Source organism: Limnohabitans sp. MMS-10A-178 (assembly GCF_003063375.1).
GTDB lineage: Bacteria > Pseudomonadota > Gammaproteobacteria > Burkholderiales > Burkholderiaceae_C > Limnohabitans_A.
Genome location: NZ_NERY01000001.1, coordinates 112,159 through 139,007, shown reverse-complemented (window position 1 = coordinate 139,007; position 26,849 = coordinate 112,159). Strand labels below are relative to the sequence as shown.

Annotated in this window: 25 protein-coding genes; 20 read left to right on the top strand and 5 right to left on the bottom strand. The window is 54.1% G+C overall.

The window, feature by feature from the left end:
- Nucleotides 1-8: 8 nt before the first annotated feature.
- Nucleotides 9-1,181 (top strand): tricarballylate utilization 4Fe-4S protein TcuB, encoded by a 1,173-nt coding sequence (tcuB, locus tag B9Z32_RS00615; RefSeq protein ID WP_108419494.1) that lies wholly within the window; start codon nucleotides 9-11, stop codon nucleotides 1,179-1,181.
- 2 nt (nucleotides 1,182-1,183) lie between these two features.
- Here tcuB and mnmA read toward each other — a convergent pair whose 3' ends face one another.
- On the bottom strand, nucleotides 1,184-2,302 hold the full coding sequence (mnmA, locus tag B9Z32_RS00610; protein ID WP_108419493.1) for a tRNA 2-thiouridine(34) synthase MnmA: 1,119 nt from the start codon (nucleotides 2,300-2,302) through the stop codon (nucleotides 1,184-1,186).
- Nucleotides 2,303-2,358: 56 nt separating this feature from the next.
- Between mnmA and B9Z32_RS00605 the strand changes: the two genes are divergently transcribed.
- The 5 genes from B9Z32_RS00605 (at nucleotide 2,359) to B9Z32_RS00585 (ending at nucleotide 7,850) form a co-directional block, all read left to right on the top strand.
- Nucleotides 2,359-3,108: a lytic transglycosylase domain-containing protein gene (locus B9Z32_RS00605; RefSeq protein ID WP_233248006.1), complete on the top strand. Its 750-nt coding sequence runs from the start codon at nucleotides 2,359-2,361 to the stop codon at nucleotides 3,106-3,108.
- A gap of 136 nt (nucleotides 3,109-3,244) precedes the next feature.
- Nucleotides 3,245-4,375 carry a Re/Si-specific NAD(P)(+) transhydrogenase subunit alpha gene (locus tag B9Z32_RS00600; protein ID WP_108419492.1) on the top strand — a complete coding sequence of 377 codons (1,131 nt, stop codon included), beginning with the start codon at nucleotides 3,245-3,247 and terminating at the stop codon, nucleotides 4,373-4,375.
- 42 nt (nucleotides 4,376-4,417) lie between these two features.
- Nucleotides 4,418-4,741: an NAD(P) transhydrogenase subunit alpha gene (locus B9Z32_RS00595; RefSeq protein WP_108419491.1), complete on the top strand. Its 324-nt coding sequence runs from the start codon at nucleotides 4,418-4,420 to the stop codon at nucleotides 4,739-4,741.
- A complete protein-coding gene (locus tag B9Z32_RS00590) occupies nucleotides 4,738-6,177 on the top strand; it encodes an NAD(P)(+) transhydrogenase (Re/Si-specific) subunit beta (protein ID WP_108419490.1) in 1,440 nt (479 codons plus the stop codon). The genes B9Z32_RS00595 and B9Z32_RS00590 overlap by 4 nt, the downstream gene beginning before the upstream one ends.
- Nucleotides 6,177-7,850 carry a long-chain-fatty-acid--CoA ligase gene (locus B9Z32_RS00585; RefSeq protein WP_108419489.1) on the top strand — a complete coding sequence of 558 codons (1,674 nt, stop codon included), beginning with the start codon at nucleotides 6,177-6,179 and terminating at the stop codon, nucleotides 7,848-7,850. The genes B9Z32_RS00590 and B9Z32_RS00585 overlap by 1 nt, the downstream gene beginning before the upstream one ends.
- Nucleotide 7,851: 1 nt before the next feature.
- On the opposite strand, the gene corA is transcribed toward B9Z32_RS00585, so the two are convergent.
- On the bottom strand, nucleotides 7,852-8,838 hold the full coding sequence (gene corA, locus B9Z32_RS00580; protein WP_108419488.1) for a magnesium/cobalt transporter CorA: 987 nt from the start codon (nucleotides 8,836-8,838) through the stop codon (nucleotides 7,852-7,854).
- A 313-nt stretch (nucleotides 8,839-9,151) separates the two neighbouring features.
- On the opposite strand from corA, the gene B9Z32_RS00575 reads away from it, so the two are divergent.
- From B9Z32_RS00575 to hprK, 4 genes are all read left to right on the top strand, one after another.
- On the top strand, nucleotides 9,152-10,378 hold the full coding sequence (locus tag B9Z32_RS00575) for an MFS transporter (protein WP_108419487.1): 1,227 nt from the start codon (nucleotides 9,152-9,154) through the stop codon (nucleotides 10,376-10,378).
- Nucleotides 10,379-10,565: 187 nt separating this feature from the next.
- Nucleotides 10,566-10,895, top strand: coding sequence for a ribosome hibernation-promoting factor, HPF/YfiA family (gene hpf, locus B9Z32_RS00570; RefSeq protein WP_108419486.1), 330 nt, complete (start codon nucleotides 10,566-10,568; stop codon nucleotides 10,893-10,895).
- A gap of 99 nt (nucleotides 10,896-10,994) precedes the next feature.
- Complete coding sequence (locus B9Z32_RS00565) at nucleotides 10,995-11,456, top strand: PTS sugar transporter subunit IIA (protein WP_108419485.1); 462 nt, start codon at nucleotides 10,995-10,997, stop codon at nucleotides 11,454-11,456.
- A 39-nt stretch (nucleotides 11,457-11,495) separates the two neighbouring features.
- Nucleotides 11,496-12,449 carry an HPr(Ser) kinase/phosphatase gene (gene hprK / locus B9Z32_RS00560; protein ID WP_108419484.1) on the top strand — a complete coding sequence of 318 codons (954 nt, stop codon included), beginning with the start codon at nucleotides 11,496-11,498 and terminating at the stop codon, nucleotides 12,447-12,449.
- Nucleotides 12,450-12,496: 47 nt separating this feature from the next.
- On the opposite strand, the gene fur is transcribed toward hprK, so the two are convergent.
- Complete coding sequence (gene fur, locus B9Z32_RS00555; protein ID WP_108419483.1) at nucleotides 12,497-12,919, bottom strand: ferric iron uptake transcriptional regulator; 423 nt, start codon at nucleotides 12,917-12,919, stop codon at nucleotides 12,497-12,499.
- 106 nt (nucleotides 12,920-13,025) lie between these two features.
- Here fur and B9Z32_RS00550 point away from each other — a divergent pair, with 106 nt between their 5' ends.
- The 10 genes from B9Z32_RS00550 (at nucleotide 13,026) to B9Z32_RS00505 (ending at nucleotide 24,725) form a co-directional block, all read left to right on the top strand.
- Nucleotides 13,026-13,631 carry an outer membrane protein assembly factor BamE gene (locus tag B9Z32_RS00550; RefSeq protein WP_108420883.1) on the top strand — a complete coding sequence of 202 codons (606 nt, stop codon included), beginning with the start codon at nucleotides 13,026-13,028 and terminating at the stop codon, nucleotides 13,629-13,631.
- 8 nt (nucleotides 13,632-13,639) lie between these two features.
- Entirely contained in the window at nucleotides 13,640-14,488 is an 849-nt protein-coding gene (gene dapB / locus B9Z32_RS00545) for a 4-hydroxy-tetrahydrodipicolinate reductase (RefSeq protein WP_108419482.1), read from the top strand.
- A 10-nt stretch (nucleotides 14,489-14,498) separates the two neighbouring features.
- Nucleotides 14,499-15,143, top strand: coding sequence for a MotA/TolQ/ExbB proton channel family protein (locus B9Z32_RS00540; RefSeq protein ID WP_108419481.1), 645 nt, complete (start codon nucleotides 14,499-14,501; stop codon nucleotides 15,141-15,143).
- 21 nt (nucleotides 15,144-15,164) lie between these two features.
- Nucleotides 15,165-15,605, top strand: coding sequence for a biopolymer transporter ExbD (locus B9Z32_RS00535; protein ID WP_108419480.1), 441 nt, complete (start codon nucleotides 15,165-15,167; stop codon nucleotides 15,603-15,605).
- 52 nt (nucleotides 15,606-15,657) lie between these two features.
- Nucleotides 15,658-18,330, top strand: coding sequence for a leucine--tRNA ligase (gene leuS / locus B9Z32_RS00530; protein ID WP_108419479.1), 2,673 nt, complete (start codon nucleotides 15,658-15,660; stop codon nucleotides 18,328-18,330).
- 10 nt (nucleotides 18,331-18,340) lie between these two features.
- On the top strand, nucleotides 18,341-18,898 hold the full coding sequence (lptE, locus tag B9Z32_RS00525) for an LPS assembly lipoprotein LptE (protein ID WP_108419478.1): 558 nt from the start codon (nucleotides 18,341-18,343) through the stop codon (nucleotides 18,896-18,898).
- A 25-nt stretch (nucleotides 18,899-18,923) separates the two neighbouring features.
- Nucleotides 18,924-19,979 carry a DNA polymerase III subunit delta gene (holA, locus tag B9Z32_RS00520; protein ID WP_108419477.1) on the top strand — a complete coding sequence of 352 codons (1,056 nt, stop codon included), beginning with the start codon at nucleotides 18,924-18,926 and terminating at the stop codon, nucleotides 19,977-19,979.
- Between the two features lie 43 nt (nucleotides 19,980-20,022).
- Complete coding sequence (locus tag B9Z32_RS00515; protein ID WP_108419476.1) at nucleotides 20,023-21,390, top strand: glutamate-5-semialdehyde dehydrogenase; 1,368 nt, start codon at nucleotides 20,023-20,025, stop codon at nucleotides 21,388-21,390.
- Nucleotides 21,391-21,407: 17 nt separating this feature from the next.
- On the top strand, nucleotides 21,408-22,703 hold the full coding sequence (gshA, locus tag B9Z32_RS00510; RefSeq protein ID WP_108419475.1) for a glutamate--cysteine ligase: 1,296 nt from the start codon (nucleotides 21,408-21,410) through the stop codon (nucleotides 22,701-22,703).
- A 153-nt stretch (nucleotides 22,704-22,856) separates the two neighbouring features.
- Nucleotides 22,857-24,725, top strand: a complete 1,869-nt coding sequence (locus tag B9Z32_RS00505; protein ID WP_108419474.1) for a potassium transporter Kup — start codon at nucleotides 22,857-22,859, stop codon at nucleotides 24,723-24,725.
- Nucleotides 24,726-24,738: 13 nt separating this feature from the next.
- Here B9Z32_RS00505 and asd read toward each other — a convergent pair whose 3' ends face one another.
- Both asd and B9Z32_RS00495 read right to left on the bottom strand, forming a co-directional pair.
- Nucleotides 24,739-25,581: an archaetidylserine decarboxylase gene (gene asd / locus B9Z32_RS00500; protein ID WP_108419473.1), complete on the bottom strand. Its 843-nt coding sequence runs from the start codon at nucleotides 25,579-25,581 to the stop codon at nucleotides 24,739-24,741.
- Between the two features lie 73 nt (nucleotides 25,582-25,654).
- A complete protein-coding gene (locus tag B9Z32_RS00495) occupies nucleotides 25,655-26,848 on the bottom strand; it encodes a 3-hydroxybenzoate 6-monooxygenase (RefSeq protein ID WP_108419472.1) in 1,194 nt (397 codons plus the stop codon).
- Nucleotide 26,849: the final 1 nt, after the last annotated feature.

Sequence of the window (26,849 nt, the reverse complement as noted above, 5' to 3'; positions counted from 1 at the left end):
AGAACATCATGCAAACACTTCAACAACTCACGCAAGAAGCGCAAGCTTTGGGACGTGGCGAAATTCTTTTAACGGCCCCTGAAAAAGAAGTGGCACGCCAGCTTCACATTTGCAATGGCTGCCGCTATTGCGAAGGGTTTTGTGCTGTGTTTCCAGCCATGACGCGGCGCTTGGAATTTGGCAAAGCCGACATTCATTACTTGGCCAATTTGTGCCACAACTGCGGCGCATGCTTGCACGCTTGCCAATACGCACCACCACACGAATTTGCCATCAATGTGCCCAAGTCAATGGCCACCGTGCGAGGTCAAACCTATGCCGACTACGCTTGGCCCAAAGCCCTGGGTGGACTTTACAAGCGCAATGGTTTGGCAGTGTCGATGGCCTTGGCTGTGAGCCTCAGCTTGTTTTTGATACTTGCAATTCAAAGCAATGGCACGCTGTGGGGCGGCCCTGTTCAAAATGGTTTTTATGCCATCTTCCCGCACAACCTCATGGTGAGCATGTTTGCGCCTATTTTCTTGTGGGCTGTGCTGGCGCTGACATTGGGCGTGATTAAGTTTTGGCGAGAAGTGACGCCCGCTACCAGTGGGGCTCCCTTGAGCTCTCCTGCTGCAGCGGAAGCGGCACACGATGCCTTGCGTTTGAAATATTTGGGCGGTGGGCATGGTGAGGGCTGCAACAACGAAGACGATGCGTTCACCTTGGCCCGAAAACGCGCGCACCATCTGACGTTTTACGGCTTCATGTTGTGCTTTGCCGCCACCAGCGTGGCCACTATTTATCACTATCTGCTAGATTGGCCAGCACCCTACGACTTCACCAGCCTGCCCAAATTGCTGGGTACCGTTGGCGGTATTTCTCTGGCGCTGGGCACCTTGTGGTTGTGGCGTCTGAATTTGGCTCGAGACCCCAACCATGGCGATGCTCAACAAAGACCCATGGACCGGGGTTTCATTGCCCTGTTGTTCTTTATCAGTGTGACGGGCTTGGCCTTGATGCTCTCCAAAGATACCGCCGCCATGCCGAGTTTGTTGGCGGTGCATTTGGGTACGGTCATGGCGCTGTTTTTGACATTGCCCTATGGCAAATTTGCACATGGCATTTTCAGAACAGCGGCACTGCTCAGATTTGCCGTTGAAAAAAGACAACCCAGTAAGTTGGCTCTTGGCGGCGATTGAGCTTAGCTCAGGGTTACGGCCGAGCTGATCACGCCCCCGCCTAAGCAAACTTCGCCGTCATACAGCACGGCACTTTGCCCGGGGGTGACGGCCCATTGGTTTTCATGGAAGGCCAATGAAAACGCTGAGGCACTTGGGGCGGTGAGTGCACAAGCCGCATCGGCTTGGCGATAGCGTGTTTTCGCCGCGTAGGGTCCTGCAATTGGCTCAGTGCCTGAACACCAACTGGCATCGGCAGCGTCAAGTTGGGGTGACAACAACCAAGGGTGGTCGTGGCCTTGCACCACCCACAAAATATTTTGGGCCATGTCTTTGCGTGCCACAAACCAAGGCGTGTGCTCACCCCCACCGCGTTGCGCACCTTTTTCTTTAATGCCCCCAATGCCCAAGCCTTGACGTTGTCCCAAGGTGTAAAAACTCAAGCCAACGTGTTTGCCTATGGTGCGCCCGCTGGAGTCTTTGATGGGGCCCGGCTCTTTGGAGATGTAGCGGTTTAAAAAATCGCGAAAGGGTCGCTCGCCAATGAAGCAAATACCTGTGGAGTCTTTCTTCTTGGCGTTGGGCAGGCCAATTTCTTCTGCAATTTGGCGCACTTGCGTTTTAAGCAATTCGCCAACTGGAAACAAAGTTTTTGACAATTGCGCTTGGTTCAAACGATGCAAAAAGTAACTCTGATCTTTGCTGTTGTCTAAGCCTTTGAGCAATTCATGCAGCCCTGTTGATTCATTCAGGCGAACGCGCGCGTAATGGCCAGTGGCAATTTTGTCAGCACCCACCTGCATGGCGTGGTCTAGGAATGATTTGAATTTGATTTCGGCATTGCACAAAATATCGGGGTTGGGCGTGCGGCCAGCTTGGTATTCCCGCAAAAATTCTGCAAACACTCGGTCTTTGTAATCGGCAGCAAAGTTGACGTGCTCAATCTCGATGCCCACCACATCGGCCACGGCTGCGGCATCGACAAAGTCGATGTTGGCAGCGCAAAACTCGCTGTCGTCGTCGTCTTCCCAATTTTTCATGAAAATGCCCACCACTTCGTGGCCTTGCTTTTTCAATAAGTGAGCAGTGACTGCGGAGTCGACCCCGCCAGACAAACCCACAACAATTCGGTGATGCTTCATGGCTTCAATTATCTCTTGATCTAATCTTGATCTAAATATCTATACTTGCGAGCATCATGTTGCCCGATTCACCCCCCACTGCCTTTGCCAAACTGAGACTGGCCGTCAGCATCTTTGTGAAAGATGTGGGCAAGGGCGTGTTCACCATCACGCACAGTGGTCTGGCTATGGTGGGCCTGGTGCTTGTCATGGGCGTCAGCGTGGCCTTGTTTCGACCAGACATCTTGGCCCAAACAGAATCCACGGTGTATGAGTGGCTGCGCGCCCGACAGTTCAGCCTGTGGTGGGAGCCTCAAAACACGGCAGAAAGAGCAACAGCTACAGATTTGAAAGACATTCCCAGCAAGCAAGCGGCCGTAGCGGCTTGGCTGGCCAGCAAATACCGGGTGGCCCCAGAGCCCATGGCGGCCTTGGTGACCGAGGCCTATGAGTTGTCAAACACCACCAAAATCAAGCCGCACCTCATTTTGTCGGTGATGGCCATTGAGTCGAGTTTTCACCCCTACATCCAAAGCCCAGCGGGTGCCCAAGGCTTGATGCAGGTAATGACCGACATCCACGTCAAAAAATATGAAAAGTACGGTGGCAAGCTGGCCGCGTTTGACCCCCTCACCAACATGCGAGTGGGTACGCAAGTTCTCCAAGAATACATCCGCCTGAAGGGGGGGGTGACGGAAGACGGCTTGCTTTTCTATTTGGGAGGGGATTCGGTGCAAAGTGACACGGGCTATGTGGCCAAAGTTTTGGCCGAGCAAGCCCGTTTGGACCAAGTGGCCGCGGGTCAAAAAGTGAGCACACTGCCCTGAAGCCTTGGCGGGTGCCAAATTCCAGCATTTTTACGATGCAAGATTAAGTTTCACTTCTTTCTCTTGGGCCACGCCCTTTTGATTTATCAAGCACAATAGCGGCAATTTTAGGTTTGTAAGCATTCAGGAGACATCTATGCGCATTGGCGTACCTGCCGAAACCCGACCTGGCGAGACCCGTGTCGCCATGACGCCCGAAACGGCTAAAAAGTTAAAAGCACAAGGGCATACTTTGCTGGTTCAGTCTGGCGCCGGCCTTTCGGCCAGCGTGACCGATGCTGCCTACGAAGCCGCCGGTGCAGAAATCACCGATGCAGCAGGGGCCTTGGCTTGCGACGTGGTGCTCAAAGTGAGTGCCCCAAGCGCTGCTGAGTTGGCGCACATGAAGTCTGGCGCCGCTTTGGTGGGCATGTTGAACCCGTTTGACGCTGAAGGCCTCGCCAAACTGGCCGCTGCGGGCCTCACCAGCTTTGCGTTGGAAGCGGCTCCTCGCACCACGCGGGCACAGAGCATGGACGTGTTGTCATCGCAAGCCAACATTGCGGGCTACAAAGCCGTCATGGTGGCAGCAGACAAATACCAACGCTTCTTCCCCATGCTGATGACGGCCGCAGGTACGGTCAAAGCCGCACGGGTGGTCATTTTGGGTGTGGGCGTGGCGGGCTTGCAAGCCATTGCCACAGCCAAGCGATTGGGTGCGGTCATTGAAGCCTCCGACGTGCGTCCCAGCGTGAAAGAACAAGTGGAATCTTTGGGTGGCAAATTCATTGATGTCCCCTATGAAACCGCTGAAGAAAAAGAAGCGGCTGAAGGCGTGGGCGGCTATGCACGCCCCATGCCCCCCAGCTGGTTAGAGCGCCAAAAAGTGGAAGTGGCCAAACGTGTGGCCATGGCCGACGTGGTCATTTCGACCGCGCTCATTCCCGGCCGCGCAGCCCCTGTGCTGGTAACCGAAGACATGGTCAAGAGCATGAAGCCCGGCTCGGTCATTGTTGACATTGCTGCAGGCAAAGCCGCCGATGGCGTGGGCGGCAATTGCTTGCTCACCGAAGCCGGCAAGACGGTTGTCAAACATGGCGTGACCTTGGTAGGTGAAACCAACCTGCCAGCCTTGGTGGCCGCCGATGCCTCCTCTTTGTATGCCCGCAATGTGCTCGACTTTTTGAAACTGGTGCTCACCAAAGAAGGTGAATTCAAAGTGGACATAGAAGACGACATCGTGGCCGCTTGTTTGATGACGCAGGGCGGCGACGTCAAGCGCAAATAAGCCCTCACCTTCCAACCTTATTTAAAAAAACCGGAGATCTCCATGGAAGCAGTGTCCCCCACCCTTCTCAATCTGATTATTTTTGTGCTGGCCATCTACGTGGGTTACCACGTGGTCTGGACCGTCACCCCCGCCCTTCACACGCCTTTGATGGCGGTGACCAATGCCATTTCGGCCATTGTGATTGTGGGTGCCATGTTGGCAGCCGCACTCACGGAAACCACGCTGGGTAAAACCATGGGTGTGCTGGCGGTAGCGCTGGCTGCCGTCAATGTGTTTGGCGGCTTTTTGGTCACGCGGCGCATGTTGGAAATGTTCAAAAAGAAAGAAAAGAAAGCCGTGACTTCTGAAGGAGACAAAGCATGAGCATGGATCTTGTCACCTTGTTGTATTTGGTTGCCAGTGTTTGTTTCATTCAAGCCCTGAAGGGTTTGTCGCATCCCACCACATCCATTCGCGGCAATATCTTTGGCATGACGGGCATGCTCATTGCCACCTTGACCACCGCTGCATTGATTGTTGAATTGTCTGGCGGTCAAGCCAATGGCATGGTGTATGTCTTTGGTGGCTTGGTGGTCGGCGGCGGCTTGGGCGCATACATGGCGCAAAAAGTTGAAATGACCAAAATGCCCGAGTTGGTGGCGTTCATGCACAGCATGATTGGTTTGGCTGCTGTGTTCATTGCCATTGCCGCAGTGGTCGAGCCTTATGCCTTCAGCATTGTGACCAAAGCAGCCGACGGCACTGTACCGCCCATTCCCAAAGGCAACTTGCTAGAGTTGTTCTTGGGTGCAGCCATTGGTGCCATCACCTTCAGCGGCTCGGTCATTGCGTTTGGCAAGTTGTCTGGCAAGTACAAATTCCGTTTGTTTCAAGGTGCGCCCGTGCAATTTGCCGGTCAGCACAAACTGAATTTGATCTTGGGCTTGGTCACCGTGGGTCTGGGCTTGGTCTTCATGTTCACCGAAAACTGGACCGCATTCTTTGCCATGTTGGCCCTGGCATTTGTCATGGGCGTGCTCATCATCATCCCGATTGGCGGTGCCGACATGCCGGTGGTGGTATCTATGCTCAACAGCTACTCCGGTTGGGCTGCTGCGGGCATTGGCTTCAGCTTGAACAACAGCATGTTGATCATTGCCGGCTCTTTGGTGGGTTCATCGGGCGCCATTTTGTCGTACATCATGTGCAAGGCCATGAACCGCTCGTTCTTTAACGTTATCCTGGGCGGTTTTGGTGGTGAAGCCACGGCCGCCGCCGGTGGCGCACAAGAACAGCGCCCTGTCAAAAGCGGCAGTGCAGACGATGCCGCCTTTGTGCTCGGCAATGCCGAGACCGTGGTTATCGTGCCCGGTTATGGTTTGGCCGTGGCCCGCGCACAGCATGCGGTCAAAGAGCTGGCTGCCAAGCTCACTGAAAAAGGCATCACTGTGAAGTACGCCATCCACCCTGTGGCGGGCCGCATGCCGGGTCACATGAACGTGTTGTTGGCCGAGGCCGAAGTGCCCTACGACCAAGTGTTTGAGATGGAAGACATCAACGGCGAATTTGGCCAAGCCGATGTGGCCATCATTTTGGGTGCCAACGATGTGGTCAACCCAGCAGCGCACATCAAGGGCAGCGCTATTTATGGCATGCCTATTTTGGAAGCTTACAAAGCCAAAACCATCATCGTCAACAAGCGCTCGATGGCAGCAGGTTATGCAGGCCTAGACAATGAACTGTTCTACATGGACAAAACCATGATGGTGTTTGGTGACGCCAAGAAAGTGGTGGAAGATATGGTGAAAGCGATCGAGTGATGACGGCAGAACGCGTTTGGTTAGAAAGTTACCCTGAGGGTGTACCGACTGACATAGACGCTTCTGAGTATGAGTCCTTGGTGGGCTTGATGGCAGAGAGTTTTGCCAAATACGCCCAGCGCACCGCCTACAGTTTTATGGGGCACGACATCAGCTATGAAGAAACTGATGTCAAAAGCCAATCTCTGGCGGCCTATTTTCAGTCCTTGGGACTGCAAAAAGGCGATCGCGTCGCCATCATGATGCCCAATGTGCCGCAGTATCCTGTGGCCGTTGCTGCTATTTTGCGAGCCGGCTTGGTGGTGGTCAATGTCAATCCACTTTACACGCCGCGTGAGCTTGAGCACCAATTGACAGACTCTGGCGCCAAAGCCATTGTGATCATTGAAAACTTTGCCATCACCTTGCAAAAGTGCATCAAGCAAACACAAGTCAAACACATTGTGATGTGCGCCATGGGCGACATGTTGAACTGGCCAAAATCTGCAGTGGTCAATTTCGTGGTTCGCAACATGAAAAACTTGGTGCCAGAATTCCACCTTTTTGGGGCCGTGAAATTCAACCAGGCTTTGCGAATTGGCAGTGAAGTCAGGTTTCGTCCGCCCACTGTTAGCGCAGAAGACATTGCTTTGTTGCAGTACACGGGAGGAACAACGGGGATCTCCAAGGGCGCTGTTCTTTTGCATCGCAACGTCATTGCCAATTTGCTGCAATCCGAAGCTTGGAACGAGCCGGTGATGAGGCGGGTGCCCGCCAACGAACAAGCCACGTCGGTGTGTGCTTTGCCGCTTTATCACATCTTCGCTTTCACAGTGAACATGATGCTGAGCATGCGCACGGGCGGGAAAAATATATTGATTCCCAATCCGCGCGATTTGCCCGCTGTCTTGAAAGAGTTGTCCAAGCAAACTTTTCACAGCTTTCCTGCGGTCAACACCTTGTTCAATGGTTTGGCCAATCACCCCGACTTTGACAAAGTCAATTGGAAAAATCTCAAGGTCTCGGTGGGCGGTGGCATGGCGGTCACCAGTGCTGTGGCTGCTTTGTGGTTGCAAAAAACGGGCTGTCCCATTTGCGAAGGTTATGGTTTGTCAGAAACCAGCCCTTCTGCCAGTTGCAATCCCACCACCAGCACACAGTTCACGGGCACCATTGGCGTGCCTTTGCCCAGCACCTTCATGAAGTTGTTAGACGATGAGGGCATTGAGGTCACAGAGCTGGGTCAGCCTGGCGAAATTGCCATCAAGGGACCGCAAGTCATGGCGGGTTATTGGCAGCGGCCTGATGAAACGGCGCGTTGCATGACACCCGATGGTTTTTTCAAATCGGGTGACATCGGTATTTGCGATGCGCGCGGGTTTTTCAAAATTGTCGACCGCAAGAAGGACATGATCTTGGTCAGTGGCTTCAACGTCTACCCCAATGATGTCGAAGAAACAGTGTCCTTGTGCCCAGGTGTGTTGGAGTGTGCCGCAGTGGGCGTACCCGATGAAAAAACAGGCGAAGCGGTGAAGTTGGTCATTGTTAAAAAAGACCCAGCACTGACAGAGCTGGCTGTTCGTGAGCATTGCCGCACCAACATGACGGCCTACAAGCAACCCAAGTTGATTGAGTTCAAAACCGAACTGCCCAAAACTGCGGTTGGCAAAATCTTAAGACGCGAGTTGCGATAGCCTACTTGAGCCACCCACGCCTGCGGAAATACCACATAGGCACCACCGCACTGGCCACCATGAGGCACAGTGCATACGGATAGCCCCATTTTTGCGACAACTCGGGCATGTATTGAAAGTTCATGCCGTACAAACTGGCAATTAGCGTTGGCGGCAGCAAGGCCACGCTGGCCACCGAGAAGATCTTGATGATCTTGTTCTGGTTGATGTTGATGAAACCCACGGTGGCGTCCATCAAGAAGTTGATCTTTTCAAACAAGAACTCGGTGTGTGAGTCGAGCGAATCGATGTCGCGCAAAATTTGGCGCGCTTCTTCAAACTGCTCGGCGTTCAGCATCTTGCTGCGCATCATGAAGCTCACCGCGCGGCGGGTGTCCATCACATTGCGGCGAATGCGGCCGTTCAAGTCTTCTTGGCGGGCAATGGCCCCCAGCACTTCACCGGCCATGGCGTCGGTGACGTCGCCAGACAGCACCAGCTTGCCAGCAATTTCCAACTTGTCGTAAATGTTTTCTAGCGTGTCGGCAGAGTACTCGGCATCGGCGTCAAACAACTTCAGCAACACTTCTTTGGCATCTTCCAACAAACCGGGTGCGCGGCGTGCACGCAAACGCAGCAGGCGAAAAACCGGTACGTCTTCGTCGTGAATGGAGAACAGCACACCTCGGCTGCGCAAATCGGCGTTGTGTTGGTTCAAGATGAACGCACATCGCACGGTGCGAGGCTCGTCTTCGTCGGCAATTAAAAAGTCAGAGCGAATGTGCAACTCGCCATTGTCTTCTTCGTAAAAGCGTGCAGACTCTTCAATGTCCTCGTCCATCGCATCTTCTGGAATGGACAGGCCGTAGTATTGTTTGATCCAGCGTTTTTCTTCCACGGTGGGCGACTCAAGGTCGACCCAGATCGGCTGGAACTTGGACAGCTCTTCCAGGGATTCAATCTCTTCCTGAACCAGGCGGCCGTTGGCCAATGTAAAAATGTTGAGCATGGCAGATCTCCTTCAGCCCCAAAAAAACGGGGAGCCAAGTGTTCGATAAGGCGGCATTGGGGGCAAGCAGCTTTCGAACGACTGGCAGGGCTGCGACTGTGTGCGCAGCGAGGAGACCATTTCATTCGAAAGCTACCAACTAGGGTGGCTTTCCACGGAGCAAACTCCAAAATAATGATGGGTCGGATTATGGCACTTAATCGTTGAAAAAATCCAACAGAGCCTCTTTGCGTTGCGCCATGTCGTGTGCACCGTGTGAGGTCATCCAGGTGCGTGGCTGAATGATAGAGTCAGAGCTTCAGGAAAACCACCCATGACCACACATTTGACGCCTCGGCGAGAGCGCTGGCTGCTGCTCACATTGGCCAGCATCCAATTCACGAGCGTGCTCGACTTCATGATCATGATGCCCTTGGGTCCGCAATTGACCCAACTTTTTGACATCTCTGCTGGGCAGTTTGGTTTCCTGGTGTCGGCCTACACTTTTGCGGCGGGCCTGTCGGGACTTTTAGCAGCCACCTACATCGACCGTTTTGGCCGCAAGCGGATGATGCTCACCCTCTACCCTTTGTTTGGGATTGCTGCCATGGCTTGCAGCTTGGCACCGACCTATGCATGGCTCATGACAGCGCGCGTCGCTTCTGGTTTTTTTGGGGGCGTCTTGATGGCCTTGTCGCAAACCATTGTGGCGGAAGTCATTCCATTTGAGCGCAGGGGTCGAGCCATGAGCGTGGTCATGACTTCTTTTTCTGTGGCAACGGTAGCTGGGGTTCCCTTGGCCCTCTTTTTGGCCTCCTCTTTCAACTGGCATGCGCCATTTTTGGCCATTGCCATCATGGTCAGTGTGTTTGCCTTGGGTGCTTTGAAAACCTTGCCGAGTTTGAAGGGGCATGTGCAAACCCCTTCCGATGACGGATCTGCGCCCAGCATTTTGTCCAACCTGCGCTTGGTGTTGGTTGACCCCAATCACTTGCGAGCCTATGCCATGTCTTCCAGCATGGTGTTTGCCGGTTTTGCTGTTATTCCTTACATCACGCTTTATTTGCAGGCGAATGCAGGCTTTCAGACTGAGCAGATTCCCTACGTCTACTTGTGTGGCGGTGTGTGCACACTCATTTCGGCCCGCTTCATTGGGCACTGGTCTGATCGGGCCGGCAAAGACTATGCGTTTCGCCGATTGGCACTTCTCATGCCATTGCCATTGCTGGCCATGACCTTGTCGGCCGACTTGCCCATGGCAGGCGTGCTCGTGGTGTCTTCTATTTTGTTTGTGGTCATGAGTGGCCGCATGATTCCCGGTATGGCGCTCATCGGTGCATCGGCCGATCCGCGCAGGCGGGGCAGTTTCATGACATTGAATTCGGCCGTGCAATCCTTGGCCATGGGCCTGGCGGCATTGGTCGGGGGGCAGATATTGGGCCGCGATGGCAATGGGCACTTAACCCATTACTGGATGGCTGCTGTGTTGGGCGGAGGGGCCAGTCTCTTGAGCTTTGCGTTGGCCAGCAAACTGAGACTGCATGGGGCAGCTAAATCTTGAGAAAGCTTCTGAAGCCTTCAATATGGGAATTTATCAGCTTTTTGTCAAAAAATTGCAAGTCTTGACCAAACCAAAGGGTTAAAGACGACTTGCTTGCTTTCGGCTGTTGGGGCGCGCATAGTGACTTCAGCCCACCCCATGTTTTGGCGGTGGATGTTTGTCAAACAGAGCAGCAGGAGGATTATTTATGAATCTGACGATCAGCGGTCACCACCTTGAGGTGACGCCCGCCCTTAGAAGCTACGTGACGGGCAAATTGGACCGAATCACCCGGCATTTTGACCAGGTGGTGGATGTGAAAGTGTTGCTCACCGTCGAAAAACAAAAAGAGAAAGAAAAACGGCAACGCGCCGAATGCAATATCCATGTCAAAGGCAACGACTTGTTTGCGGAAAGCTCGCACCAAGACCTTTATGCCGCTGTCGATGACCTGGTTGATAAGTTGGACCGCCAAGTGGTCAAGCACAAAAATCGAATTACTGACCATCAACACATCGCGCCAAAGCGCATGATGTGAAATTTCATTGTTTTTTCGCTTGAAACTCACCGCCGCACCCCTCAGGTGCGGTTTTTTTTGGGGCAGAGCCTTTCACAGGGTGCATAATCCGCCCTCGATATGAACAGACTTGCAGCTATCCTTCCCATTGAACAAGTGTTGGTTGGCGTCGATGCCACCAGCAAAAAACGCGCTTTTGAAGAGGCGGGCTTGTTGTTTGAAAATTTACATGGCTTGTCCAGAGCCTTGGTCACCGACAGTTTGTTCGCCCGTGAGCGCTTGGGTTCAACCGGACTGGGCCACGGCGTGGCCATTCCGCATGGCCGAATCAAAGGCTTGAAATCGCCAATGGCAGCAGTGTTCCAATTGGAGCAAGCCATTGGCTTTGACGCACCAGACGAGCAAGCCGTGAAGTTGCTTATTTTCTTGCTGGTGCCAGAAGCGGCCACCCAAAAACATTTAGAAATTTTGTCTGAAATTGCTGAGCTGTTGAGCAATGCCAGTTTGCGTGACAACCTCATCAGCAGTGACTCTGCTTCCCGCTTGCATCAGCTGATCGACAAGTGGTCGCCCGTCCACTGAAATCCGCACTCTTAAGCCCATCCACGAAACGAGGTTGAGATGAAGCCTACCGCTGTCAGCGCCGACGCTCTGTTTGAAGACCACCGAGGCAAGCTCAAGTGGCAGTGGATTGCCGGTTTGGGAGCTTCGGAGCGTCGCTTTGACGAAGTGGCTGTGCGCGCTGCGCGCTCTGGCGCCGATTTGGTGGGCTACCTCAATTACATCCACCCTTACCGAGTTCAAATTTTGGGTGAGCGCGAGCTTGCCTACCTCGCGCGAGGCAGTGAGGAAGACTGTGTTCGGCGTATTTCCCGCATCGTGACTTTAGAGCCGCCGGTGTTGGTCTTGGCCGATGGGCAAGTCGCGCCAGACGCATTGCTTCGCGTGTGTGAGCGCGCTCAAATCCCGATGTTCGCAACGCCTGAGTCTTCAGCGTTTGTGATTGATGTGCTCCGGGCCTATTTGTCCAAACACTTTGCCGATCGCACCACCATGCATGGTGTCTTCATGGACATTTTGGGCTTGGGTGTCTTGATCACGGGCGAGTCTGGCTTGGGCAAAAGCGAGTTGGGCTTGGAGTTGATTTCACGGGGCAATGGCTTGGTGGCCGATGATGCCGTTGACTTGTTTCGCATCAACCAAACCACCATTGAAGCGCGCTGCCCAGAGTTGTTGCAAAACTTGTTAGAGGTGCGCGGCATTGGTCTTTTGGACATTCGTGCCATTTTTGGTGAGACGGCAGTTCGCCGCAAAATGCGATTGAAGCTCATCGTGCATTTGGTGCGCCGCGAGAACTTTGAGCGCGATTACGAGCGCATTCCCACCGAGCCACTCACTCAAGACGTGCTGGGTATTCCGGTTCGCAAAGTGGTCATTCAGGTGGTGGCGGGACGCAACATTGCGGTGTTGGTGGAGGCCGCAGTGCGCAACACTATTTTGCAAATGCGCGGCATTGATACCTACCAAGACTTCATGGAGCGGCAGCAGGCTGCTATGGATGGCGGGAACGGCTAGGGTGATGACTGAGCGTCTAAATTGGGCGCCCAATTTAAGCGTCTAATTTATGCGCGATTTCGATGCGGGCAGGGGTTTTGGGTGCAGTGGGCATACAAGCTGAGGGCGTGATCGGCAATCACAAAGCCCTTGGACAAGGCCACGTCGTGCTGACGTTTTTCAATTTCCGCGTCGTAAAACTCCTCAACTTTGCCGCAATCTAGGCACACCATGTGGTCATGGTGCTGCCCTTCATTGAGTTCGTAGACGGCCTTGCCACTCTCAAAATGATTTCTGCTTAAAAGCCCCGCCTGTTCAAACTGGGTGAGCACCCTGTAAACCGTGGCCAAGCCGATGTCAGCGTTGTCATTCAGCAAATGCTTGAAAACATCTTCAGCCGTCATGTGCCTTTGCAAGCCCTTTTGGAAGATTTCCAAAATCTTTTGACGGGGAATGGTGGCCTTCAGCCCAGTGCTTTTGAGTTCGTCCATGAATTATCTGTTGCCATTGAAAGTGAGAGACTTTGACAGCAGCGAGTTCGCCGAATGCTGAATGCTACCGCTACAATGACCTGATCATATGGCCTGCGAAGCATCCATGAATCAATATTTTTTCATTCCTCTGCCCATCACTCTGCGCACCAGTCGGCTCACCAGTCGGCTCACCAATCTGCGCACCACCCTCACTTGGGGCGTCGCCTTGCCAGTGCTGTTCGGTTTATTGAGCGCTTGCAGCGTGCCGACTCTGAAGTTCAACTCAGAAACCCGGGTTTACTACATCCCCGAGGTGGTTCAGGGCAACTTCATCTCCCGCGAGCAAAGAGAATTTCTCAAGCTTGGCATGTCGCGTCAGCAGGTCAGGGATGTCTTGGGCACCCCCTTGGTTGCCAGCGTCTTTCACGATCAGCGTTGGGATTATGTGTTCACCATTCGCCGTCAGGGCGTGCCGCCGCAAAGCTTCAGCGTTAGCGTTTGGTTCAAAGGCGATGAACTTGAGCGCATCGTTGGCGATGAGTTGCCCAGCGAAACCGAATTTGTCACCAAGTTGGTTGCCAAAAAATCCAATTTGAAAGTGCCACGCCTAGAAGCCAAAGAAGAAGATTTGCGCAAGTTCCCCATTCCCGTTCGCAATACGGAAACCAGCGCCGCACCTGCCGTACCCTTGCCCAGTTCTTATCCTCCGCTAGAGCCAGCTACGCGCTGAACCATCGAATGACATCCGTGACTTCTTCAAATTCTGCTTTGCCATCTTCATTGCCTTTGCACAAAGTGGCCGTGGCAGGCGCGTCTGGCCGTATGGGTCACATGCTCATTGAGGCCATTGCCAGCGCCGATGACTGCAGCCTCACAGGAGCTCTGGACATGCCCAGCAGTCCAGCCATTGGCACCGATGCGGGAGCGGCCATGGGCAAAGCCAGCGGTGTGCTGGTCACAAGCGACCTCAAAGCAGGCTTGCAACAATCGCAGTTTCTAATCGATTTCACCCGCCCTGAGGGCACCTTGGCCCACCTCAAAGTCTGCCAAGCCTTGGGCGTCAAAGCGGTCATTGGCACCACTGGTTTTTCGGATGCTGAAAAAGCCGAAATCAAAGCCATTGCCCAAGACATTGCCATTGTCATGGCCCCCAACATGAGCGTGGGTGTCAATGTCACCCTCAAGCTGCTCGAAATGGCGGCCAAGGCCTTGGCCACGGGTTACGACATCGAAATCATTGAGGCCCATCACCGTCACAAGGTCGATGCGCCCTCCGGCACGGCGCTCAAAATGGGTGAGGTCATTGCCGATGCGCTTGGACGCGATTTGAAAGACTGTGCCGTCTATGCCCGCGAGGGCGTCACGGGCGAGCGCGATCCCTCCAGCATTGGCTTTGCCACCATTCGAGGTGGCGATATCGTGGGCGATCACACCGTCTTGTTTGCGGGCACTGGCGAGCGCATCGAGGTCACTCACAAGTCTTCTAGCCGCGCCACCTATGCACAAGGCAGCTTGCGCGCAGTGCGCTTTTTGGCAAGCCAAAAAACCGGTCTTTTTGACATGTTCGATGTGCTGTCATTAAGATAAAAAAGCATTCATGAACTTACTGAGCTTTTGGCAGGAAGCTGACTGGGTCATCCGCTTTGTGGCGGTTTCCTTGTTGGCCATGTCTGTCAGCACTTGGGTGGTCATACTTTGGAAGTTCAAATTGCTGCACCGAGTCAAACACGATGTGCCCCAAAGCACAGCCGCTTTTTGGCAGGCCTCCCAATTTGACGAAGCTCACACCCGTGTTGCCCAGTTCGACCGCGATCAATCTGTCACGCCCATGTTGGATGCCACTCTGCTGCCCTTGGGCGGTACCCTAGCAGCCTCAGGAGAGCGCGAACACCAACTCACACGCGTTTTGCGCAACAGCATGCAAAGCACGGTCAGCCGATTGCAGTGGGGCCAATTGCTGTTGGCCACAGTAGGTGCCATTTCCCCTTTTGTGGGTCTTTTAGGCACAGTCTGGGGCATCTTCAATGCCTTGAGTGGCATGGCCGAAGTAGGACAAATTACCCTAGAACGCGTGGCAGGCCCCGTTGGCGAGGCCTTGGTCATGACCGCCGCAGGCTTGGCGGTGGCTATTCCTGCCGTCCTTGCCTACAACGTGTTTGGCCGCACAGTGGCCCAAATTGAAGTCGAATTGGAAGGTTTTGCCCAAGATCTTTTGAATTTGCTTACGGGTCGGCAAAACTAAGCGTCATCACCATTTCTACCCATGGCATTCGGTCGATTTCCTCGTTCAGCACAGGCCAAGCCCTTCAGTGACATCAATGTCACCCCATTGGTCGATGTCATGCTGGTTTTGCTGGTCATTTTCATTCTCACAGCGCCCCTGTTTACCAGTGCCATCCGTTTGGAGCTGCCGCAGTCCGAGGTGGCTCAATCGGGTGATGCGCCTGAGGCGATCACTCTCAGCCTCAATCCTGCAGGGGAACTGTTTGTCAACGACAAGCCGGTGCAACTGCCTGCATTGCAAGCCGAACTCCAGCGTATGGCCTCCCAAAAACCGCATCTGGAGGTACAGCTGAGGGTCGACCAAGCCGTGCCCTACGGTCAAGTTCTCGAACTCATGGGCATTGCACAGCAAGCCGGCCTTCACCGAATTGGCTTTGTGACAGCACCGGGCCTTGACTCTGCCAAGGCCACCTCACGCTGATTGCGCCAGCAGGGGGAATACGTCCCGCCAAACACCTACAATTTGCACCATCATGCAAGACAAGTACAACCACCTCGAAGTTGAGCCCGCGGCACAAAGCCTGTGGAACGCTCGCGATGCCTACCGCGTTATCGAAGACGCCAGTAAAAAGAAGTTTTACGCCTGCTCCATGCTGCCCTACCCCAGCGGCAAGCTGCACATGGGCCACGTGCGCAACTACACCATCAACGACATGCTCACGCGCTATTTGCGCATGAACGGCTACAACGTACTCATGCCCATGGGTTGGGATGCGTTTGGCTTGCCTGCCGAAAATGCCGCGCTCAAAAACGGTGTGCCGCCTGCCAAGTGGACCTACGAAAACATCGCTTACATGAAGAAGCAGATGCAGGCCATGGGCTTGGCCATCGACTGGAGCCGCGAAGTGGCCACGTGTGACGCCAGCTACTACAAGTGGAACCAGTGGTTGTTTTTGAAGATGTTAGAGAAGGGCGTGGCTTATCGCAAAACACAAGTCGTCAATTGGGATCCCGTTGACCAAACCGTGTTGGCCAACGAACAAGTGATCGATGGCAAAGGCTGGCGCACAGGCGCCGTGGTCGAGAAGCGCGAAATTCCAGGCTACTACCTCAAGATCACCGATTACGCCGAAGAATTGCTCGACTTTGTCACGGGCGACAAGTTGCCCGGTTGGCCCGAGCGCGTGAAGCTCATGCAAGAAAACTGGATTGGCAAATCCACCGGTGTGCGCTTTGCGTTTCCACACGACATTCGTGGTGCAGACGGTCAGCTCATTCAAGACGGCAAGATGTATGTGTTCACCACACGCCCCGACACCATCATGGGTGTCACGTTTTGTGCGGTGGCACCCGAGCATCCCCTAGCCGCGCAAGCAGCGCTCACACAGCCTGCTTTGGCCACGTTCATCGAAACTTGCCAAAAGGGCGGCACCACCGAAGCCGAGTTGGCGGTCAAAGAAAAAGAAGGCATGCGCACAGCCTTGTCTGTCATGCATCCGCTCACAGGCAAGCCTGTGGAAGTGTGGGTGGGTAACTATGTGCTCATGAGCTACGGCGATGGCGCCGTCATGGGCGTGCCTGCGCACGACGAACGCGACTTTGCGTTTGCGCTCAAATACCAATTGCCTATCCAGCAAGTGGTGGCCTCCAAAGGCGTGACGTTCAGCCACACTGAATGGCACGATGGTTTTGCTGACAAAGCCAACGGCGTGCTAGTCAACTCTGGCAAATACGACGGCCTGCATTTCAAAGACGCTTTAGAAGCCGTTGCCGCCGACTTGGCCGCCAAAGGCTTGGGCGAGAAGAAAACCACATGGCGTCTGCGTGACTGGGGCATCAGCCGTCAGCGCTATTGGGGCACACCCATTCCCATTATTCATTGCGATGAACACGGCGCCGTGCCGGTGCCCGAAAAAGATTTGCCCGTGGTGCTGCCGCAAGATTGCATTCCCGATGGTTCTGGCAATCCACTCAACAAACACGAAGGTTTCCACGCCGGTGTGGTGTGCCCTGTGTGCGGCAAACCAGCGCGCCGCGAGACCGACACCATGGACACCTTTGTCGATTCGTCGTGGTACTTCATGCGCTATTGCGACCCGACCAATGCCGACAAAATGGTGGCCGAGGGTGCCGATTACTGGATGCCCATGGACCAGTACATTGGCGGTATTGAGCACGCCATTCTGCACTTGCTGTATGCGCGCTTCTGGACCAAAGTGATGCGCGACTTGGGTTTGGTGAAAGTGGACGAACCCTTCACCAAGTTGCTCACGCAAGGCATGGTGCTGAACCACATCTATTCACGTCGCACCGACAAAGGTGGCAAAGATTATTTCTGGCCACACGATGTCGAGCATGTGTTGGCCGAAGATGGCAAAGTGATCGGTGCGCGTTTGAAAAATGCCGTGGGCAATTTGCCTGTGGGCACTGCCATCGATTACGAAGGCGTGGGCACCATGTCCAAGTCGAAAAACAATGGCGTCGATCCGCAAGACCTGATTGAAAAATATGGTGCCGACACTGCGCGCCTGTACACCATGTTTACCGCACCGCCCGAAGCCACCTTGGAGTGGAACGATGCGGCTGTGGAAGGCAGCTACCGTTTTGTGCGTCGTGTATGGAACTACGCTGTCAAAATAGAAAGTGCTTTGAAGGTCGGTCTCACGGTCGATCGTTCGCAGCCCATCACTTTCAGTGCTGATGCCAAAAAACTGCGCCTCGAAATTCACTCGGTGCTGCGCCAAGCCAATTACGACTATGAGCGCATGCAATACAACACGGTGGTGTCGGCGCTTATGAAGATGCTCAACACTCTGGAAGACTCTCCCTTGTCTACATCTACCGATGTAAACGACAACGCCGCCTTGGCCGAGTGCTATTCCATCTTGCTGCGCGTGATGTACCCCGCTTGCCCGCACTTGGCTTTTCAGTTGTGGAACGAGTTGGGCTATGGCACAAGCCAAGGCGATTTGCTCGATACGGCTTGGACCGCTGTAGACGAAACCGCTTTGCAGCGCGATGAGATTGAACTCATGTTGCAAATCAACGGCAAACTGCGCGGCTCACTCACGGTGCCTGCCAATTCAGACAAAGCGGCCATTGAACAGGCTGCGGCATCGCATGAGCAAGTGACCAAGCAAGGCGCTGGCGCGGCACCCAAGAAAATCATTGTGGTGCCAGGCCGTTTGGTCAACGTGGTGTTGTAAAGCACACAGCATGAACAAGACTCAACAGTTGCAAACCCGTCGTCAAGCGCTGCACGTTTTAGCACGCAGCGTGACGGGTGGTGCGTTGTTGAGTGGCTTCACAGCTGCAGGCTTGACGGGCTGTGGCTTTCAATTGCGCCAAAGCGCCGACCTGCCTTTCCAATCTTTGTTTTTGAACTTGCCACGTCAATCGGCTTTGGGTAACGACTTGCGAAATAACTTGGCAAGTCAAAGCAACTTGAAGGTTTTCACTGAGGCCAAAGACTTGGCCAATTCGCAGGTGGTGTTGGAGGTCTTGTCGGAAGCGCGCGATCGAGTGGTGGTGGGTTTGAATGCATCGGGACAAGTGCGTGAGTTGCAACTTCGCTTGAGAGTGAAGTTTCGCTTGCGGACGCCGCAGGGCAAGAACTTGATTCCTGAAGTAGAACTGCAACAGCAACGGGACCTGAGCTTTTTAGAGTCGGCCGCTTTGTCTAAAGAGATTGAAGAAGCCATGATGTACCGTGACATGCAAGTCGACATCGTGCAGCAAATTTTGCGTCGCTTGGCGGCGGTCAAATCTCTTTAAGTTCAGTTAGACGCACGCTGCCTTTATGCAACTGGCCCTGCCTCAGCTTCAAGCTCATTTGCAAAAAGGCTTGCGAAGCTTGTACACCTTGCACGGCGATGAAGCCTTGTTGGTGCAAGAGGCGGCCGATGCCATTCGTGCTACTGCCCGTTTGCAAGGCTATACCGAGCGCAGTGTGCACGTGGTGTCTGGCGCCCACTTTGATTGGAGTGAGGTGTTGGCAGCAGGGGGCTCCATGAGCTTGTTTGCTGATAAACAAATATTGGAAATTCGTGTGCCCACCGGCAAGCCCGGCAAAGAGGGCAGCCCCATGATTCAACAATTGGCTCAGAGTGCAGAGGGCAACGACAGCACCTTGACCCTGTTCATTTTGCCCCGTCTAGACCATGCCACCAAAAAAGGCGCTTGGTTTGGCGCCTTGGAGCAATACGGTGTGTCGTTGCAAATTGATTCGCTGGAGCGCGCCCAATTGCCGCAGTGGATTGCGCAACGTCTGAAGCTCCAACAGCAAAGCGTTGCTGCCGGACAAGAGGGCCAAAACTGTTTGCAGTTTTTTGCAGACAGGGTTGAAGGCAACTTGTTGGCAGCGCACCAAGAAATTCAAAAGTTGGGCTTGCTTTACCCCGCCGGTGAGTTAAGCCAAGCCCAAGTGGAAAGCGCTGTTTTGAACGTGGCGCGCTACGATGTCTTCAAGTTGTCGGAAGCCGTTTTGTCGGGCCAGATTGCACGCGTGCAACGCATGCTAGACGGCTTGCAAGCCGAAGGTGAAGCTGCGGTTTTGGTTCACTACGCTTTGGCAGAGGACATTCGCGCTTTAAAGCGTGTCAAAGACGCCATGGCAGAAGGCCGCCCCTTGCCCATGGCGCTGCGTGAGCAACGCATTTGGGGGGTGCGAGAAAAGTTGTTTGAGAGGGTCTTGCCTAAGTTGCCGGCCTCACGTTTGGCGCAGTTGTTGCAAAACGCCCACCAAGTCGATGGCATTGTGAAAGGCCTGAAAGTAGCCGATTGGCCCACCGACCCCTGGCAAGCCTTGCAGCGCCTGGCCTTGCGGGTTTCAAGCGCTTGCGCAGCAAAGACTTGAGCGGTTTTGACAAGTTGCCACACAAGAGTGCGAAAATAGCGATATGAACGCAACTCTCAACGCTAACGCCCAGACGGCGGACGGGGCCCTAGAAGCGACACAAGCTTCGACGCAAGCGTCGATGCAAGCGTCGACACAAGAGTCGACACAAGCTTCAATGCAAATTTTGGGACAGCAGGCCAAAGTGGCCTCTGCCGCCATGGCCAAAGCCTCCACAGCTGCCAAAAACAATGCTTTGAAACGCTTGGCGGCTTTGCTTCGCCAAAATACCGAGGCCCTGCAAATTGACAACGCCAAAGATTTGGCGCGGGCCCAGGCTGCTGGCTTGTCGGCACCCATGGTCGATCGTTTGCGCTTAAGCCCCCAAGTTCTGGCCACCTGTGCCGAGGGCTGTGAGCAATTGGCCGCCATGCCCGATGTCATTGGCGAAATCATTGGCATGAAACAACAAGCCAGCGGCATTCGCGTGGGTCAGATGCGCGTGCCCTTGGGGGTCTTTGGGATGATTTTTGAAAGCCGTCCCAATGTCACCATTGAAGCGGCCAGTTTGTCCATCAAAAGCGGCAATGCTTGCATCTTGCGCGGTGGCTCAGAAGCCATTGAATCCAACAAAGCCTTGGCTTTGTTGGTGCAGCAAGCCTTGCAAGATTCGGGCTTGCCCACGCAGGCCGTGCAACTGGTGCAAACCACCGACCGCGAAGCCGTGGGCCAACTCATTGCCATGCCCGAGTATGTCGATGTGATCATTCCGCGCGGCGGCAAAGGGCTCATTGAGCGCATCAGCCGCGATGCCAAAGTGCCCGTCATCAAACACCTCGATGGCAATTGCCACACCTACATCGACGACCCCTGCGATGTGGCCATGGCCGTGAAGGTGGCAGACAACGCCAAGACGCAAAAATACAGCCCCTGCAATGCCAGCGAGGGATTGCTGGTGGCGCAAGGCGTCGCGGCAGAATTTCTGCCGCTCATTGGCAAGGTCTACGCCGACAAAGGTGTCGAAATGCGCTGCTGCCCCAAGTCCAAAGCCATTTTGTCGCAGGTGGCCGGTGCCAAGTTGGTCGATGCCACCGAGCAAGATTGGTTTGAAGAATATTTGGCGCCCATCATCAGCATCAAGGTGGTGGAAGGTCTTGATCAGGCCATTGCACACATCAATCACTATTCCAGTCACCACACCGATGCCATTCTCACGCGCAATCACATGCATGCGCAGCGCTTTTTACGCGAGGTCGATTCAGCCAGCGTGATGGTCAACACCAGCACCCGATTTGCCGATGGCTTTGAATTTGGCTTGGGTGCCGAAATTGGCATCTCCACTGACAAGTTCCACGCTCGTGGGCCCGTTGGTATAGAAGGACTCACTTCGCTCAAGTACGTTGTGCTGGGCGAGGGTGAAGTTCGAAACTAATTACATACAAGGCGCATATGGTTCCGCATTTAGTCACGGCTTTGAATGGCCCCATCAACGAACTCGAGCAACGGGTCCTTGATTCCATGCCCGCCATTGAGCGCTGGTTCAGGTTGGAGTGGATGGAGCACACGCCGCCCATTTACACCTCGGTTGACATTCGCAACGCAGGTTTTAAGTTGGCGCCGGTCGATACCAATTTGTTTCCGGGTGGCTGGAACAATTTGTCGCCCGAAATGCTGCCTTTGGCGGTGCAAGCCGCCCAAGCGGCCATCGAGAAAATTTGCCCTGAAGCCAAAAACTTGCTCATCATTCCCGAGAACCACACGCGCAACACCTTCTATTTGAGCAACGTGGTTCAGTTGCAGCGCATCTTTCACATGGCCGGTTTGAATGTGCGCATTGGCTCTATCAACCCTGAGATCAAAGAGTCCACCACCATTGATTTGCCCGGCGGAGAGCAGGTCACTTTAGAGCCAGTGCTTCGCACCAAACACCGAGTTGGCTTGAAAGACTTCGATCCTTGCACCATTTTGCTCAACAACGATCTGTCGGCAGGCGCGCCTGGTATTTTGGAGGAATTGCACGAGCAGCACCTGTTGCCACCGTTGCATGCAGGTTGGAGTGTGCGCCGCAAAACCCTGCACTTCCAAAGCTATGAAGAAGTGGCCAAGCGCTTTGGCAAATTGTTGGGAATTGACCCGTGGCTCATCAACCCCATGTTCAACCAGTGCGGGGATGTTAATTTTGCGGAAGGCTTGGGCATTGAGGCCTTGCGCAGCAATGTTGATGCGCTCTTGACCAAAATCAAGCGCAAGTACAAAGAATACGGCATCAATGAAAAACCATTTGTGGTGGTGAAGGCCGACAACGGCACCTACGGTATGGGCATCATGACCGTGCGCGATGTGTCCGATTTGGATGTGCTCAACCGCAAAACACGCAACAAAATGAGCGTCATCAAAGATGGCCAGGTGGTGAGCGATGTGATCATTCAGGAAGGCGTGCTCACCAACGAGCGTATGAACGACGCAGTGGCCGAGCCCGTGGTGTACATGATGGACCGCTATGTGGTGGGCGGCTTCTACCGGGTGCATGCCGAGCGTGGTGTGGATGAAAACTTGAATGCGCCAGGTGCGAGCTTTGTACCCTTGGCATTTGCCGAAACCCCACATCTGCCCCAGCCAGGTATGAAGCCAGGCGCCAGCGTTCCAAATCGCTTCTACATGTATGGCGTCATTGGCCGATTGGCCATGCTGGCCGCCAGCTACGAGCTTGAGTCAACCGACCCCGAAGCCGAGGTTTACGACTAAAGTTCTCCTCAATAGGCTCAAGTTGCTGCGGTGCAACAATTTCATGTGGGGCCGTGTTTTAGAGCGTGGCCCCCATGTTCAAGATGTCAAAACAGGCGCAAAATCGCCCACATTCTGAATAAAAGCCTAGCCTTGTTGCTTGGCTGACTTTTTGTGTCTTCAAGTAAAACTTCTATCGGTGCCCTGACCTTGGGCGCCATCGGTGTCGTCTACGGCGACATTGGAACCAGCGTCTTGTATGCCTTGAAAGAGGTTTTTGGTTCGGGCCATGTAGCCTTCACCCCAGACAACATATACGGAATATTGTCCATTTTCTTTTGGACACTCACCACCATCGTCTCGCTCAAATACGTCACTTTGGTGCTGCGTGCAGACAACCACGGTGAGGGTGGTTTGGTGGCCATGCTGGCACTGGCGTCGCAATCGGTTAAAGACAAACCCAAGCTGCGTAAAGTGCTTCTGATGGTGGGAATTTTTGGCACCTGTTTGTTTTATGGCGATGGTGTGATTACCCCAGCCATTTCGGTGCTTTCCGCGGTTGAGGGTTTGGAGATTATTTCTCCCAACTTTAAAAAGGCGGTGATACCGCTCACCTTGATTATTTTGTTTTGCTTGTTTGCCGTCCAAAAACGAGGCACCGCAGGCATTGGTAAATTCTTTGGCCCCATCACCTTGGTTTGGTTTGCAGCCATTGCCGTGTTGGGGGTTTATCACATCTCAACCATGCCTGAAATTTTGTGGGCCATCAGCCCCCATTACGCAGTGATGTTCATGTGGGAGAACCCCGGCACCACCTTCATCATTTTGGGTGCCGTGGTTTTGTGTGTCACTGGCGGTGAAGCGCTCTATGCCGACATGGGCCACTTCGGCAAGAGGCCCATCCGATTGGCGTGGTTTTCCACCGTCATGCCCGCCTTGACTTTGAATTATTTTGGTCAAGGTGCTTTGTTGTTGTCGACCCCCGAAGCGGTTAAAAATCCTTTTTACATGATGGCCCCCGATTGGGCTTTGATTCCCTTGGTGTGCTTGGCCACCATGGCCACAGTCATTGCTTCACAAGCCCTCATCACGGGCGCGTTCAGCGTGACCAAACAAGTGATTCAGTTGGGCTATTTGCCCCGCCTCCAAGTGCTTCACACCAGCGTGAAAGACTTGGGTCAAATCTACATGCCCTTTGTGAACTGGGGTTTGTTCATCTTGATTGTGTTGGCCGTGGCATTGTTCAAATCGTCTAGCAACTTGGCGGCGGCCTACGGCATTGCGGTGTGTACCGACATGTTGATCACCACCATCCTGACTTTCTTCGTCATTCGCTACCACTGGAAAATGCCACTGTTACTTTGCATTGGCGCGACAGGATTTTTCTTGATAGTCGACTTTGCCTTCTGGGCCTCCAACATGCTCAAATTGATGGATGGTGGTTGGTTCCCTCTGGTCATTGGTGGCGGTATTTTCTTGCTCATGATCACTTGGAGCGATGGCCGGCGCTTGCTCAACAATTCGCTCAAAGCCGAATCCTTCAGCCTGGTGGATTTTTTGGAGGCTATTTTTGTGGCGCCGCCAGCCCGTGTCGAAGGCACGGCGGTGTTTTTGTCAGCCGAGCCTGGCAGTGTGCCCAATGCCTTGCTGCACAACTTGAAGCACAACAAAGTATTGCACCGTCAAAATTTGTTCGTCACGGTGCGCAACCAAGAAGTGCCTTGGATTGGCATGAACAAGCGTTTGGAAATTGAACCCTTGGGCCACGATTGCTGGCAAGTGATTGTCAATTACGGTTTCAAAAACGACCCCGACTTGCCCAAAGCCTTAGAGCAACTCAAAGGCCATGGCGCCGAACTCGATCCCATGAGCACCAGCTATTTCTTGTCGCGCGACATTGTGATTCCCACCATTGGCGGCGGCATGGCCACATGGCGTGAAAAGCTGTTTGCGCAAATGCACTTGAATGCCAGTGCGGCTGCTGAGTTCTTGAAATTACCTAACAACTCGGTGGTGGAGTTGGGCTCTAAAATTGAAATTTGAAATTTGAAAATCTTCAGTTGCTGCTCATTGCCTCGCCCATTTGAAGGGGGCGAGTGCTAATCCAATCGCTTGGAAATTGAATGCTGTTTTGCGGAAACAGCATGACCACGGTAGAGCCCAACAAAAACCGACCCATTTCTTCGCCCTTTTTCAGCCGCACTTCTTGTGACTCGTAGCGCCATTCACGCACCGTGCCAGGCCGAGGTGGATTGACTTGACCGTGCCACACCGTGGCCATGCTGCCCACGATGGTGGCGCCCACAAGCACCAGCACCATGGGGCCGTGATCGGTTTCAAACTCGCACACGACTCGTTCGTTGCGCGCAAACAAACCAGGGACGCCCCGGGCTGTGGTGGGGTTCACAGAAAATAAATCGCCAGGCACATGCACCATGCGCAACAACTTGCCAGCAACTGGCATGTGAATGCGGTGATAGTCACGCGGGCTTAAGTAGAGCGTGGCAAATTGGCCGTTTTCAAATTGCGCAGCCAGCGCCGCATCGCCGCCCACCAAAGCACGTGTGCTGTACTGGTGACCCTTGGCTTGAAAAATTTGATCACGTTCAATGGCGCCGCACTGGCTGATGGCACCGTCTACAGGGCACAACCAAGTGCTATGGGCCAACGGTCGCACACCCTCTTTGAGGGGGCGCGTGAAAAACTCATTGAAGCTTTTGTAATGCGCAGGGTCTGCGTTGGCAGCCTCTGCCATGTTCACGTTGTAGCGTTTGACAAAGCGCTTGATGACCCAGGTGGTGAATTGGCCCAACTCGGCACTGGCCAAATAGCCCGCCAAGCGGGTCATGGCCAGCTTGGGCATCAGGTATTGCGGCAACACCGCCAATTGATCGGACACACTGGCTCCCTAGATTCTCACTAGGGCTTATTGTAAAAGGGTATTGGCGCCGACCATCAAAGCTTGAGCTGGTTCAAATGGCCAAAGATTTTTCAGCACGCCACCCATACAGCCACTCTAGCGCATCGTAAAAGCGCTCGGGGGTGCGGCCCTCCCACAGTTGGTTGCGCACCAAACGTTCAACACCTTTGGCGTGGTACAAGCGCCCCATTTCTCGCGCCGACAGCACCACCCGCGCGGTGCGAGGAATGCGGCTTTTCTCATACAACTGAAAGGCTTGAAGCACATCGCCTTGGCAATGCTTCATGGCTTCGCCCAAGGTGACCGCATCTTCTATGGCCATGCATGCGCCTTGCGCCATGTATTGCAACATGCCGTGTGCCGCATCACCCAACATGGTCACGCGGCCTTCGCCCCATTTTTCGAGTGGGTTGCGATCTGCGGTGGCCCAGCGGCGCCAAGTTTTAGGCAAATGAAGCATTTGTCTCGCGCGAGGGCAAATGCCTTCGAAATAACTCAGCACCTCTTCCTTGCTGCCATCGGTCACGCTCCACTCTTCTTCTTCTCGGCTGTGAAAGGTCACCACCAAGTTGTATTGCTGGCCACCGCGCAATGGGTAGTGCACCAAGTGACAGTCGGGGCCAGCCCAAACCACGGGCGCATTGATTTGCAAATCGGCAGGCATTTCTTCCACAGGCACCACAGCCCGATACACCACATGACCCGAAATGCGCGGAGGATCGTTGAACATTTTCTCGCGAATCACAGAGCGCACGCCATCGGCTGCGATCAAGGCATCGGCTTTGAATATGCGACCATTTTGATCTACCGCGGTCACGCCTGCGTCGTCTTGGGTCACGCTTGCAACTTTGGTGGATGTTTCGACCTGAATCAAATCGGAGCCTTGCGCACCCTCCAAAATGGTGGCGTGAATGTCAGCCCGGTGAATCACGGCATAGGGGTTTTTGAAGCGATCGCGAAAAGCCTGGCCCACCGGAAAACTACCCACTTCTGAGCCGTCAACCGCATCCATCATGACGAGCTGCTCTGTGAACACCGCGCGCTTTCGAGCGTTTTCACCAACACCCAGGGCGTCAAGTGCGGCAAAGGCATTGGGGGCCAACTGAACGCCCGCGCCAATTTCGCCAAGCTCGGCGGCTTGTTCTAAAACAGTGACATGACACCCTTGCTGGCTGAGGGCAACAGCTGCCGCCAAGCCGCCAATGCCACCCCCCACCACGATGAACTTTTTGCCTTGGGAAGTCATG